This is a genomic window from Microbacterium shaanxiense, assembly GCF_054779995.1.
Map to the genome: position 1 here is coordinate 217,751 of NZ_BAAGXE010000003.1, position 13,835 is coordinate 231,585.

Genomic DNA, 13,835 nt, shown 5'->3' on the forward strand with positions numbered 1-13,835 from the left:
ATCGCTCAGGTCCGGTACAGCACCGGCATAGAGGCGAGCAGGTCCTGCGTGTACGGGTGCTGCGGAGCGGTCATCACCTGCGCGCCGGTCCCCTCCTCTACGACCCGGCCGCCATGCATGACCGCGACGCGATGGGCGATGTGGTGCACGACCGCGAGGTTGTGGGTGATGAACAGGTAGGTGACCCCGGTCTGCTCCTGCAGGCGCACGAGCAGGTTCAGCACCTGGGCCTGCACCGAGACGTCGAGTGCGGAGGTGGGCTCGTCGAGCACGATGAACTCGGGTTCGGCAGCCATGGCGCGCGCGATCGCGATGCGCTGCCGTTGACCGCCGGAGAACTCGTGCGGATACCGGTTCACGGCATCCGTCGGGATGCCGACCTGATCCAGCGCCTCGTACACCCGCATCCGCCGCTCATCCCCGGCCATTCCGCCCGCCACGAGCGGTTCGGCGACGGAGCGTCCGATCGAGAAACGAGGATCGAGAGAGTCGTTCGGATCCTGGAAGACCATCTGGATCCGCCGACGATGGCGACGCAGCGCACGACCGCGCAGTCCGGTGACGTCGTCGCCGTCGAACTCGATGCTGCCGGCCGTCGGCCGCCGCATGAGCAGGATGGCGCGGGCGAGCGTGCTCTTGCCCGAGCCTGATTCACCGACCAGACCGAGGGTCTCACCGCGGCGCACCTCAAGGCTCACGTCGTCCAGAGCGGTCATGGCGTGCTCACCATGGCCGAAGCGCTGGGTGAGGTTCCTCACCCGCAGCACGTCGTCTGTCACGATGCCTCCTCCAGTACGGCCGGAACGTCATCGAAGTCGTTGTCGGCGGGGATGACCGCCAGCGGCGAGCGCACCGGCACGGACGGACGCGGGATGCTCTCGAGCAGCGCCCTGGTGTACGGATGCTGCGGATCGTCGAGGATCCGCTGCGCGGATCCGTACTCCACGATGCGCCCCCGGTACATCACCGCGATGCGTTCGCAGAGCTGGCCGATCACGCCGAGGTCGTGGCTGATGAACAGCACGCCCATCCCCGTCTCATCGCGCAGTGAGCGGATGAGATCGAGGATCTGCGCCTGCACCGTGACGTCGAGCGCCGTGGTCGGCTCATCGGCCACCAGGAGGGTCGGATCGGCGGCGACGGCGATCGCGATGACCACGCGCTGGCGCTGTCCGCCGGAGAGCTGATGCGGGTAGTAGCTCATACGGCGTTCGGCGTCGGGCATCTGCACGAGCCGGAGGATGTCGAGCGCCTTCGTGCGAGCCGTGCTCTTGTCGGCGACGCCGTGGATCAGCAGCACCTCGGCGATCTGCGCGCCGATGCGCATGCACGGATTGAGCGCGGACATGGGCTCCTGGAACACCATCGAGGCGCGCACGCCGCGCACCTGACCCCAGTCCCCCTCGGTCGCATCGCTCATCTCCGAACCCGCGACCGACATGGTATCGGCGGTGACCGTCGCGGAGTCGGGCAGCAGCCCCATCATCGCCAGGGCAACGCTGGACTTGCCGCTGCCCGACTCGCCGATGACCCCGACGATCTCGCCCTTGCGCACGCGCAGTGAGACGTCGGTCACCGACGGCGGAGCGCTGCCGTAGGCGATGGTCAGACCCTCCACGCGGAGGGCGTCGGTGTCGGTGCTCATTGCACCAACCAGGCGGTGTCGAGGCCGGAGCGCGAGTAGAACGCGTCGTTCTCGTAGCCCTGCAGCTTCGTACTGTCCCAGACCTCGAAGTACACCGGGACCGCGGCGGGCACGATCTCGAGCACCTGCTCGGCCGCTTCCGTCGCGAGCTGGTCGACGAGGTCCGCGTACTCCTCGGGAGTCGCCGCGGCCTTCGCCTCGATCAGCAGCTCGCGCGCCTTCTCCGCATCCGGGTTGCCGTCCCAGTGGTTGTACACGCCCCCTGGCAGAAGCACCGGCTCCAGGTAGAACACCGCGGACGCGCGAGGGCTGCCGGGAATCGCGACGAGATCCGTCCAGGTCTCGCCCGACGTGAAGATCGGGGCGATCTCCGACAGCGGGGTCGACTCGAGATTCAAGGTGATGCCGGCTTCTTCGAGTTGCTGCTGCATCATCTCGTAGACCGGGTGGTGCGCGGCGGCGACGTCGCCCATGTAGCTCAGGGTTATCTCGGGGTTCGGCTGGCCGGCCTCCTCGAGGAGCTTCTTGGCCTCATCGACATCACGCGTGTAGTACGGCAGATCCGCGGCGTCCGGAGCACCGGGGTCGCCTGCAGGCGGCACGAACGAGACCCCGGCGTTGCCGAGCATCGCGGTGTCGACGAGTGCCTGGCGATCGAGCGCCAGCGCGAACGCGCGGCGCACGTTGATGTCGGCGAGCGGACCGGCCTCCGGGTTGATGTAGATCGCGAGGTTCTGACGGAAGGCGGCCTCTCCGAGCGTGAATCCGGCGGTCTCAGCCTGCTGGGCGAGGCTGCCGTCGATGAACGACGCCGCCTGCACGCTGCCCTGCTGGACCGCGGCGAGCAGCGTGTTCTCATCCGGGTAGAACTCGAACACGATGGAGTCGAGGTAGGGCTCCTCGCCCCAGTACTCCTCGTTCTTCTCCATCGTGATCGACACGCCCTGCTTCCACTCCGTCACCTGGTAGGCGCCGGTGCCGAGGCTGAGGGTCTGGCGCTCCTCCTCCGTGGCTCCGCCGTACGCCTCCTCGCCGACGATGAGGAACGTCTGGCGAGCAGAGACCGCATCGAGGAAGGTGCCGTCCGGCTGGCTGAAGTGGAACGTCACCTCGTGGTCGCCGGTCGCCTCCACGCTCTCCATGCTGCTGAGATAGGTGGCGTTGCGGCTGCCGTCCTTGAGGGCCTCGAAGGAGTAGACCACGTCACCCGCGTCGAACGGGGTGCCGTCGGCGAAGGTCACGTCGTCACGGAGCTGGAAGACCCAGGTCAGCTCGTCGACCTGCTCCCACTCCGTGGCGAGTGCCGGCTGGATCGTGCCGTCGTCGTCGCGCGTGAGAAGGGTGTCGTAGGCGATCGAGTCGATGACCTCGGCCGCGATGGCGGAGGCGACCATCGGATCGATGCCCCCGGCCGACGGTTCAGCTGGCACGCCCCAGGTGAGGGTGCCGCCGGCGACGGGGTCGCCCGCGGGTTCTGCTGGGCCGGCGGCGTCGCCGGTTCCGGAGGTGCAGCCGGTGAGCACCAGGACGGCCACGGCGGCGGTCGCCACTCCCGTCAGGAATCTCTTGTTCATTGCTGACTCTCTTCTGTGTCGGTGTTTCGGGTGGGTGCTGTCTCTTCGGTGCGGACAGACGTCTTGCGCGATGAGCGGCGCTTCTTCACGCCGGTGAGGGAGAAGGCGGGTTCGCGGCGCGGGGCGAGCCAGTCCTGCAGTCCGTCGGCCAGCAGGTTCCAGGCCGCCGAGAGCAGGATGATCACGAGGGAGGGCAGGATGATCAGCAGCGGCTGGATCTGCATGAATCTCGTGAACTCGCTGATCATGCGACCGGCGGACGGCTCCGGCGCCTGCACGCCCTGACCGAGATAGCTCAGCGCCGCCTCGATGAGCACGATCTGCGAGGCCACCGAGGCGAACTGCACGAACAGCGGTGTGAGCACGTTGGGCAGCAGGTGCTCCACGATGACGCGAGAGCCGCGGACGCCGCTGAGCTTCGCCGCCAGGACGAAGTCCCGCTCTCGCATGGCGATGACCGGTGCTCGCATGACGCGGGCGAACCCAGGAGCGAAGACGAGACCCAGCGCGAAGATCAGCGGGAGCGGACCGTTGCCGATGACCACGCCGACGACGAGGGCGACGAGGATCGCCGGCAGCGCGAGCATGGCGTCCACGATGCGCATGATGACGGCATCCACCCATCCGCCGACGTATCCCGCTATGAGCCCGAACGTCGTGCCGACGACAGCGCCGAGCAGCGCGCCGGCGCCGGAGATGAACAGGCTGGTTCGCGCGGCGAGTGCGAGACGCGTGAAGGTGTCCCTGGCGAGATTGTCGGTGCCGAGGAGGTTCGATCCACTCGGTCCCGACAGCGGTGTTCCCGCTGCGACGAACGGATCGTGCGGCGGCCAGAAGCTCATCCACCCTGCGAGGACGAGGATCACCGTGAGGATGCCGGCACCGCTCCAGAACGAGGGGCCGAGCTTCACCCGGCGACGGCGGGTGCCTGCGGCTTTGACCATGGCGAGTTCACGGGTGACAGTCATCGTGCGTGCACCCTCACTCGCGGGTCGATCAGTGGATAGATCAGATCGACGATGAAGTTGATGAGCACGTAGACGGCTCCGATCAGGAGGACAGTGGCCTGGATTATGGGGTAATCGGACGAGCGGATGCCGGTGAGCAGCAGCGAACCGACACCGGGGATCGCGAACACCGCCTCGATCACGACCGTGCCGCCGACGAGCGCCGCCAGCTCGATACCGACCACCGTCGTCACCGGGATCAGCGCGTTGCGCAGGGCATGACGCCCGACGAGCCGGCCAGGGGAGGCACCCTTCGCGCGAGCGGTACGCACGAAGTCCTGGCCCAGAGTGTCCAGCAGCGTCCCTCGCGTGTATCGGGCGATGATCGCGGCGAGCACCAGGCCGATGAGCAGTGATGGAAGGATCAGCACGCCGATCGCACGCAGCGGATCGTTCGCCGCTCCGGCGAAGCCGACCAGCGGCAGTTTCAGCGTCAGCGAGTTGATGAGGATCAGCACGGTGCCGAGGACGAACGGCGGGGTTGCCAGGAGCACGAACGATGCCCCCCGGACGATGTTGTCACTCGGCTTGCGCCAGCGGGTCGCGGCGAGGATGCCCGCGGGGATTCCCATGACCACCCCGAACACCGTCGCCATGACGGCGAGCATGAGACTGATGGGCAGGCGGGCCGCGAGCAGGCTCGACACGGACCCGGGAACGGTGATGGCGGCACCGAAGTCGCCGCGCAGCACGCCGAACAGCCAGACGAAGTACTGCGTGATCCACGGGCGATCCAGACCGAGCTTGGTGCGGAGGGCGTCCAGGGCCGCCGGATCGGGGTTCGCCGGATCCGCGAAGGCGGCCAGCGGGTCGCCGGGGATGATGCGCACCATCGAGAAGACGAGCACCGACAGCACGAACAGCACGAACAGCGACGAGAGTATTCGCGTGAGGATGTAGCGCGCCATTCAGCAGCTCTTCTCTGTCTCCGGTGACATAGCCGTCACCGTACTGCCGCATCCGAGGGACGATAACGGTGCGTCGGCCCACGGAGCCGGGCGCATCATGGGCGAAACCTCCATGGGCGGTTCACCCCGCCGCGGCCGGCGCCGCGAACATCGAGATGTCGTCGGTGGACTCCCCGTCGAGCGCGAGCTCGGCGAGGATCCGTCCGATGGCCGGGGTGAACTTGAACCCGTGACCTGCGGCGAGCGCGACGATGATGTCGGGGTGATCCTGCAGGGGGCTGAGGATGAATCGCCTGTCCGGCGTCAGCGCGTACTGGCACGTCACGGTACGCAGCTCCGATCCCGCGTCGGGGATCAGTCCGTGCACGAAGTCGCCCAGCTGCGCGGTGAGCTCAGGCGAAGGAGTGAAGGTGCGCTCCTGCGGCGTCATCCGGTTGAACGAGACGTCGCGCGCCGCCTTGATCGTGGGCTCGCCGTAGGTCGGGAAGCCGTAGTAGCACTCCTCGTCCTCCCAGATCCACACCGGGAATCGGTCGCCGCCGTGCTCCTCGGGCCTGGACGACTGGAAGTACGTGACCTGCTCCTGCATGACGTCCAGCGGTATGGCCGCGCCGAGGGGCTCGAGGAGCGCGTTGGCCCAGGCATCCGCCGCGATGATCACCTTGGCCGCCCTGACGTCGCCGTTCGCGGTGCGCACGATCACGCCGTCGCCGTCGGGAACCACGGCATCGACGCGGGTGCGATCACGGATGTCCGCGCCGTGCACGCGGGCACGCATCTGCAGCGTGGCGACCGTGCGGGCGGCGTGCGCGATGCCGGTGTCGGCGGTGTACACGGTCTCGACGCCTTCGGGAACCCGGAACTGCGGCCAACGCTCCTGGACCTCGGCGGGGGTGAGCAGCTCGTGCGGCACATCGCATTCCTCGAGCGCCGAGGTGAAGTCGGATGCCGAGTACGGACCGGCGGTCGGGAGGAAGATCACTCCGCCCGTGATCGTCAGCAGCCGCTCGCCGGACTCGGCTTCGAGGTCGGCCCAGTCCCGGTATGCGGACTGGGCGAGGCGGACGTACTGCGATGCCCCGTAAGAGGTCCGGACGATGCGGGAGGTGTCGTGCGACGCGCCACGGACGTGGCCGAGGTCGTACTGCTCGAAGGCGACGACCTTCGCCCCTCGACGGGCGAGCTGGTACGCGGCTGCACTGCCGAGCGCTCCCATGCCGACGACGGCGACTTCGAATGACTCCATGGCGCTTCACTGCTCCTTCTGCTGTTGGATTCACGCCAGTGTGGGGCAGCGCACCGGCCGTCGGATATGGATCGAAGACCCATGCTGAGTCGGCCCCGATAGGGCGGATGCACTGTCCGGGAGCGAAGATGACGCACGTGGATCCGTGCTGTTTCGTCGAGGTTTCCGATCGCCCGCTGACACCGGGATGCCGCGGCGACGTCTAGTGCACGACCCAGGCGTCCTTGAGGTTGTAACGCGACCCGTACGGGTCGGTGGTGTACCCCTTGAAGGTGTCGTCGTTCCAGATCTCGAACTTCTGCGGAACGGCCATCGGGATGAGGATGAGCATCTGATCGGCGACCTCGGTCGTCAACTGCTCGATCAGGTCGGCCTTGGCCTCGGCATCGGAGGTGGCCTTCGCCTCGGCGAGCAGAGCCTTCGCGGCGTCGGCATCGGCGTTGCCGTTCCAGTGGTTCATCGCCCCTGAGTCGGACAGGAAAGGATCGAAGTAGAAGGTCGGGTCTGCACGGTAGCTCCACGGCAGCGAGACGAGATCGGTGAAGGTCTCCCCCGCGGTGAAGATCGGCGAGAGCTCCGAGGCGGGCGTGGCCTTCAGCTCGAGTGCGATGCCGGCCTCGGCGAGTTGCTGCTGCATCTGCTCGTAGATGGGATGCTGCGACTGCACGGCGTCCGAGAAGTACGACAGCACGATCGTCGGGTTCGGCTGACCGGCATCCTCGAGCAGCTCTTTGGCCGCATCCACGTCGCGGGTGTGGTTCGGGGTGTCCTCGTCGACGCCGGGAGTCGCGGGGTCTCCGGCGGGGACGACGAGAGACACCTCGCCGTGGCCGAGCATGGCGACATCCACCAGCGCCTGCCGATCGAGCGCGAGCGAGACCGCCTGACGGACGCGCACGTCCGAGAGCGGCCCCGACTCCGGGTTGATGAAGATCGGCAGCGTCTGCGTGAAGGCGGGGTCCCCCAGGGTGAAGCCGGCGCTCACCGCCTGGTCCGCGATGCTGCCGTCGCCGAACCATGCGGCATCCGCGGTGCCCTGCTGCAGCGCTGCCAGCCGGGTCGCCTCATCCGCGATGATCGGCATCTCGATCGTGTCGAGGTACGGCTTGCCCTCTTCCCAGTAGTGCTCGTTCTTGGACAGCGTCATCGAGACGCCGTCCTCCCACGCGGTCAGCTGGAACGGGCCTGTGCCGAAGGTGCGGGTCTGGCGTTCCTCCTCCGTCGCGCTGCCGTAGCCCTCGCGTCCGACGATCATGAACGTCTCGCGGTGCGCCACGGCGTTGAGGAAGGTACCGTTCGGCTGGCTGAAGGTGAACGTCACGGTGTGGTCGTCGTCCGCGGTCACCGACGACAGGCCGAGCAGGTAGGACTTCTTGCTCGTGGTCGCCGTCTGGTACGTCTCGAACGTGTACACGACGTCGTCGGCGGTGAAGTCCGAACCGTCCGCGAACTTCACCCCCTCACGGAGGGTGAACACGTAGGTCAATTCATCCGGCTGGTCGTACTCGAGGGCGAGGCCGGGCTGGATCTCCCCGTTCTCGTCCTTCGTGAGCAGACTCTCGTACGCCTGGTCCATGATCGTCTGGGCCGCGAGGGCGGTCGCGACCATGGGGTCGACGCCGCCGCCGAGCGGCTGGATGTCGATCGCATAGGTCGCCGTACCACCGGCGACCGGCTCACCGGCACCGCCGGCTCCGTCCGCAGCCGTTCCGGATGGGCCGCTGCAGGCCGTCGCCGCCAGGGTCAGGGCCAGGGCGATGCCGAGCAGGGGCAGGCGCAGGTGACGTTTCATCGCGATCTCTCCTAGGCGGGGTGGCCACTCTGCCGACCCCTGGTTCCCTGTGAGGTTAGCCGCGGGGAAACGTCCGCAGACATGTCTGAGCGACCACAGTCAGCGCCCGTTCGATGTCACGCGCTCCATAGTCGACGATGTCACGGAGAGCCGGCGGCTCAGCCGCCGGCGGGTTCCCGGATGCTGCGCCTGAGCCGCTCGAGTCGGACGGCCGACTGCAGCCGGAAGCGGAACTCGGGATCGCCCATGTCGCCGTGCAGCAGTGCACGCACGCGCTCCAGGCGCTGCTGCACCGTGTTGGCGTGGATGTGCATCTGATCGGCGACGACGGCCCTGTTCTCACCGCTGTCGAAGTACGACGCGAGCGTGTCGAACAGCGCGGTTCCGCGACGCTCGTCCCACGAGACCACGGGCCCGACGACATCGGTGATGAACCGGGAGACGGTCTGCGGATCGTGCGGGACGAGCGCGTGATACGGGGCGAACGCGTCGGATGACACCGTCGTGCCCTCCACTCCGAGCGCCGGCAGGAAGTCCGCGTCGGCGGTCAATCGCCGCACGATCGTCGGCAGCCCGGTCGGGACGAGATCGCGGACCGCGGCGACGGCGAAGATGCCGGGTTCGCGCACCGCGTCGGCCACGACACGTCGTACGCGCTCGCTGGCCGCCATGACATCCGGCGCGGTCCACGCCACGACGATCCTCCGGTCGAGCTGCGCGACCAGTCCGTCATCACCGACCGCGCGTTCCGCGATCGTGGCCGCCGAGCTCCCGCCGAGACCGCCGAGCTCGATGAGCGTGCACCCGCTCAGCTGCGTCGGCGGTGCGATCAGCACGTCGTCGGCGGCGGCCCGCGCATCTCCGCTGAGGATCGACAGCAGCCACCGCGCCCTGTGCTCTGCACGGATCGCGGCGACGGCATCCTGCTTGAACGACACCAGAGCCGCCACGTGGGCCGCACGTTCGAGCGTGCGCCGCGCGACGTCCTCCGGCAGCCCCTGCGGATCCTCGGCGACGATGGCTCCGAGCACCCGGTCGGCGCCGATGATCGCGGTGACCAGCCATTCGCTGCCCGCCGTGCTCACCTCCGACGCATGACCGCTCTCGTGGCTCCGCCCGATCGCCGCCGTCAGGGCCGACAGCGGCGGCAGGTCGTCGAGCCCGGACGCCATGCCGGTGTCGAGCGGTCGTCCCTGCGCGTCCAGCGCGAGCACCCGACCACCCAGACGCCGGGCGAGCGTCGCGACGATGTCGATCACGGTGCCGCCCGAGATCACCGCGCCCGTCAGCTCCTCGTGCACGGCGCCCGCGAGTTCGGTCGCCGCGAGGTTCCGCTCGAGCTCGCGATTGGCCTGCTCGGTGCGCTCCTTGGCGCTCTCGGCATCGGCGAGCACGCGGGCGCTGTGCAGGACGGATGCCGCGTGGTCGGCGAACGCCGACAGCAGCAGCACCTGCTCGGGCGAGAAGTCATGCGCGAACCGGTTGCAGGCGAACAGGGCGCCGAGCACCTCATCACCGACGGCGAGCGGGACGCCGAGGAACGAGACGAGCCCCTCGGCGCGCACTGCCGCGTCGATCCGCTCATCATGGGGTGCGTCGCTCATCCGCTCGTACTGCGCCACCCAGACCGGTTCCCTGGTGCGCGCCACCAGGGACGCCAGCCCGTAGCCGGCGGGGACCAGCAGGTCGCGGAACTCCGGCGTCGCGGTGCCCTTCGAATGCCGTACGCGCAACTGCCCGGATCCGGTCTCGAACTCGGACAGGTAGGTGACGTCGGTGCCCATCAGCTCGTGCGCGCGCTCGACCAGTCGCTGCAGCACCTCGTCGACGTCCTGCAGGCGCACCAGCTCGCGGGCTGTGGAGAACAGCGCCTCGAGCTCTGCGGCGCGACGCCGCAGTCGAGCCTGCATCAGCTGCGCGTCGCGAAGGCGGCCGAGCAGTGCCCGGCCGTCGCCGTCCGCGAGCATCCGTCGCAGGTCGTCCGGGATCTGCCCGGGCTCCGCGGTCGCCGCCGACAGCACTGCCGCGGCGACCTCGATCGAGTCGCCGGTGATCTGCGCGTCCACGGACTCATCCTCTCCGCCCTCGGCGACCGCGGCGATGCGGGCGCGCTGTTCGGATTCTAGATCGTCGCCGAGGGGAATGCGGGTGTCCGCCGCTGCGCGAACGCCGCCAGCCCCTCGCGCGCATCGTCGCTGTCGAACGCCTGCTGGCCGAGCTCGGCCTCGCGCCGGAACGCCTCCTGGTACGGCAGATCGGCGAGTTCGCGCACCGCGCGCTTCACCGTCGCCATCGCGGCACGGCTCCTGCCGAGCAGTTGTTCGGCGACCGCGTGGGCGGTGCCGGAGAGCGCCGCGGGAGCGACGACGCGGTTGACGAGGCCGTAGCGTTCGGCTGTGGGCGCATCGATCGGTTGGCCGCGCAGCATCAGATCCATCGCGAACGCGTGCGGGATCTGGCGGACGAGCCGCACGAGCGTGCCCCCGGCCGGGACGACGCCGACGCCCGTCTCAGGGAGGGCGAAGGATGCCTCGCTCGAGGCGATGCGGATGTCTGTGGACAGCATGATCTCGAACCCGCCGCCCAGGCACAGGCCGTTGATCGCGGCGATCACCGGCTTGTCCAGCCGGGAGTGTTTCTGATGGGCGGCATCCCATTCGCTGATGTCGAAGCGGCCGTCGGTGAGCGCGGGGATCGACTCCCCCAGGTCCGCACCGACGCAGAAGGCGCGTTCGCCCGCCCCGGTGAGGATTGCCACACCGATCCGCGGATCGTCGCGGACCTCGGCGAAGGCCTCGCCGAGCTGCTCGTACATCGCCAGGGTCAACGCGTTGAGCTTGTCGGGTCGATCGATCGTGATCACGGCGACCGTGCCGTCGCGCTCCAGTGCGATTCGGCCCATCAGATCGTCCCCGCCTCGCGCAGGGCATCGATCTCGGTCTGCGCGAGCCCCACGAAGTCGCGCAGGATCTCGGCGCTGTGCTCGCCCTTGTCCGGTGCGAGACCGCGAGCGCGCGGAGGCGTCCGATCGAGCTTGACCGGGGAGCCGAATGTGCGCAGCATCCCGTAGCCGTCGTATTCGACGTCCACGACCATGTCACGGGCCGCGATCTGAGGATCGGCGACCACCTCACCGATGTCCTTGACGGCACTCAACGGCACCAGGTCTCCCGCGATGGCCTCCAGCTCCGCCTTGGTCCGGTTCGCGAACCAGCGCTGCACCAGGGGTTTGACCTGCTCCTGGTACACGTCCTCCCTGAAGCGCGTACCCATGCTCTGCAGGTCGGGATGCTCGTCGTACTCCCCCTGCTCGCCGAAGATCTCGCAGGAGATCCTCCAGAACTTGTCCGTGTATCCGCCGAAGAAGACGAAGCCGTCCTTGCAGGCGAACAGCTCGTAGGGGCGGACGAACGGATGCTGGTTGCCCAGCGGCTCCGGGATGATGCCCTCTGTCGTGTACGACACGACGGCGTTCTCGGTGAGGGTCAGCACCGAGTCCTGCTGCGAGATGTCCACCAGCTGGCCTTCTCCGGTGCGCTCGGCGTGACGCAGCGCAGCCAGCACGCCGATCACCCCGTAGAGGCTCGCTCCCAGGTCGCCGATGATCGTCCCGATGCGCGTCGGCGCGCCACCGGCCGGGCCGTTCATCGACCACAGCCCACCCGTGGCCTGGGCGCTGTTGTCGTACGCGGGCCTGGTCCGGTACGGCCCGAACTGCCCGTACCCGCTGAGCGCGGCGTACACCAGTCGCGGATTCACCTCGCGCAGGCGCTCGTAGCCGAGTCCGAGGCGGTCCATGGTGCCTGGTCGGAAGTTCTCCACGAGCACATCGGCCTTCGCGACCAGACGCTCCAGCACGCGCTTGCCCTCAGGATGGCGCATGTTGATCGTGAGACCGAGTTTGTTGCGGTTGTACTGGGCGAAGAAGCCGCTGATCGGATCGGCGTCCTCACGCTCCAGCATGGGCGGGAAGGTGCGGGTGTAGTCGGGGTCGTCGGGGTGCTCGACCTTGATCACGGTGGCGCCGAGGTCGGCGAGGATCATCGAGCAGTACGGCCCCGCCACGACGCGGGTCACGTCGACCACGACGATGCCGGACAGCGAGCCCGGTGCCGCATCGAATCGGCCGAGGCTGTTCAGCAGCGTGCGGGTCTCATCGTCGATCATCGAACTCCTCCAGTTGTTCCAGCGATTCCAGCTGTCTCGCCGGCCGCATCCGCATCCGCGCCGACCGGGAGGGCGTCTTCGCCTCTGCGCCGGTTCACCACCCGCAGGAGCGTCGAGGCCGCGAGAGTCACGATGCCGGCGACGACCATGTACAGGGCGATCGCCCATGAGCCGTCGAAGACGTCGAGCAGTTCGAGGTAGATCATCGGGACGAACGCGCTGCCCACGATCGTGCCGATGCCCAGGGCCAGCGACATGCCGGTGTAGCGGATGCGCACATCGAAGGCCTGAGCGTAGAGCACGCCCATCGTGCCGTAGGTGGCGCAGAAGCCCACCGTCGTCGCGATGTATGCGACGTACGCGGCGACGAGGCTGCCGCTGTCGATCAGCCAGAACGCGGGGAACGCCATCACGATCGAGATCACGGTGCCGATCGCGAAGACGCGCCAGACGCCGTGCCTGTCCGCCGACCAGCCGGCGAGAGGAAGGCCGACGAGGGCGAGCACGGAGCACACCGTGGCGATCGCGAGCATCTCGGACTGCTCGTGCCCGATGAACTGCGTGCCGTAGGTGAGGCTGAACGTGAACAGCATGTAGAACACGGCGCCGATCACGGCGAAGCTGAGCGCGGCGAGCACGACCTGCGCCGCGTGCGTCTTCAGCGTCTCCCACAGCGGCACCTTGACCTCGCGGCCCGCACGGCGGACCGCCTCGAACTCGGGGGTCTCGGTTATGCGCAGGCGGATGAACAGGCCGACCAGCACGAGCACGGCGCTGATCAGGAAGGGCACGCGCCATCCCCAGGTCTGGAACGCGTCGCCGGGCAGCGCCACCAGGGGTATGAAGATCAGCGTCGACAGCGTCAGCCCGAGGGCGAGACCGACCTGCGGGAAGCTGCCCAGGAACGCCCGTCGACGCGGCGAGGCGTGCTCGACGACCAGGAGCACCGCGCCGCCCCATTCGCCGCCGAGTGCGAACCCCTGGATGAATCGCAGGAGCATCAGCAGCAACGGCGCTGCGACGCCGAGCACCGCGTAGGTCGGCAGGAGTCCGATGGCGAAGGTCGCGGCCCCCATCGTGACGAGCGAGACGACCAGCATCCGCTTGCGCCCGATCCGATCGCCGAAGTGACCGAACACGATCGACCCGAGGGGCCTGCCGAAGTACCCCACCGCGATCCCGCCGAACGCGAGGATCGTGCCGACGAGCGGATCGAAGTCGGGGAAGAAGAGCGCGTTGAGGATGAGCGCGGCCGCCGTCGAATAGGCGAAGAAGTCGAACCACTCGACGGTCGTGCCGATCACGCTCGAGGCGACGATCGTGCGTATCCCGGGGGCTGGTCTCTCCGCCGTGCTGCCGTGTTCCGCTGGGGTGCTCATCCTGATCCGTTCCGCGTCGTCGACCATGACGACTGCTCGGTCGATACTCGCATCGACGCCCCGCGCCCAGATATGTCGCTGCACACATATCTGACCTATGGCTCGTATGTCTCTGAA

11 protein-coding genes are annotated in these 13,835 nt (G+C 68.3%); all 11 read right to left on the reverse strand.

What is annotated here, in order from left to right:
• Window positions 1-5: 5 nt before the first annotated feature.
• Entirely contained in the window at window positions 6-779 is a 774-nt protein-coding gene (locus ACYVG2_RS10610; RefSeq protein ID WP_460780935.1) for an ATP-binding cassette domain-containing protein, read from the reverse strand.
• Entirely contained in the window at window positions 776-1,645 is an 870-nt protein-coding gene (locus tag ACYVG2_RS10615; protein WP_460780936.1) for an ABC transporter ATP-binding protein, read from the reverse strand. Before ACYVG2_RS10615 ends, ACYVG2_RS10610 begins: the two co-directional genes overlap by 4 nt.
• Window positions 1,642-3,219 (reverse strand): ABC transporter substrate-binding protein, encoded by a 1,578-nt coding sequence (locus ACYVG2_RS10620; RefSeq protein ID WP_460780937.1) that lies wholly within the window; start codon window positions 3,217-3,219, stop codon window positions 1,642-1,644. Before ACYVG2_RS10620 ends, ACYVG2_RS10615 begins: the two co-directional genes overlap by 4 nt.
• Window positions 3,216-4,187, reverse strand: coding sequence for an ABC transporter permease (locus ACYVG2_RS10625; RefSeq protein ID WP_460780938.1), 972 nt, complete (start codon window positions 4,185-4,187; stop codon window positions 3,216-3,218). The genes ACYVG2_RS10620 and ACYVG2_RS10625 overlap by 4 nt, the downstream gene beginning before the upstream one ends.
• Window positions 4,184-5,134, reverse strand: coding sequence for an ABC transporter permease (locus tag ACYVG2_RS10630; protein WP_460780939.1), 951 nt, complete (start codon window positions 5,132-5,134; stop codon window positions 4,184-4,186). Before ACYVG2_RS10630 ends, ACYVG2_RS10625 begins: the two co-directional genes overlap by 4 nt.
• A gap of 121 nt (window positions 5,135-5,255) precedes the next feature.
• A complete protein-coding gene (gene solA / locus ACYVG2_RS10635) occupies window positions 5,256-6,380 on the reverse strand; it encodes an N-methyl-L-tryptophan oxidase (RefSeq protein WP_460780940.1) in 1,125 nt (374 codons plus the stop codon).
• A gap of 202 nt (window positions 6,381-6,582) precedes the next feature.
• Entirely contained in the window at window positions 6,583-8,172 is a 1,590-nt protein-coding gene (locus tag ACYVG2_RS10640) for an ABC transporter substrate-binding protein (RefSeq protein WP_460780941.1), read from the reverse strand.
• Between the two features lie 158 nt (window positions 8,173-8,330).
• Window positions 8,331-10,238: a helix-turn-helix domain-containing protein gene (locus ACYVG2_RS10645; protein ID WP_460780943.1), complete on the reverse strand. Its 1,908-nt coding sequence runs from the start codon at window positions 10,236-10,238 to the stop codon at window positions 8,331-8,333.
• 56 nt (window positions 10,239-10,294) lie between these two features.
• The gene (locus tag ACYVG2_RS10650) at window positions 10,295-11,074 is read right to left on the reverse strand and encodes an enoyl-CoA hydratase/isomerase family protein (RefSeq protein ID WP_460780944.1); all 780 of its coding nucleotides are present in this window, start codon (window positions 11,072-11,074) and stop codon (window positions 10,295-10,297) included.
• Window positions 11,074-12,339: a CaiB/BaiF CoA transferase family protein gene (locus ACYVG2_RS10655; protein WP_460780945.1), complete on the reverse strand. Its 1,266-nt coding sequence runs from the start codon at window positions 12,337-12,339 to the stop codon at window positions 11,074-11,076. The genes ACYVG2_RS10650 and ACYVG2_RS10655 overlap by 1 nt, the downstream gene beginning before the upstream one ends.
• Entirely contained in the window at window positions 12,336-13,718 is a 1,383-nt protein-coding gene (locus ACYVG2_RS10660; protein ID WP_460780946.1) for an MFS transporter, read from the reverse strand. The genes ACYVG2_RS10655 and ACYVG2_RS10660 overlap by 4 nt, the downstream gene beginning before the upstream one ends.
• Between the last annotated feature and the right edge of the window lie 117 nt (window positions 13,719-13,835).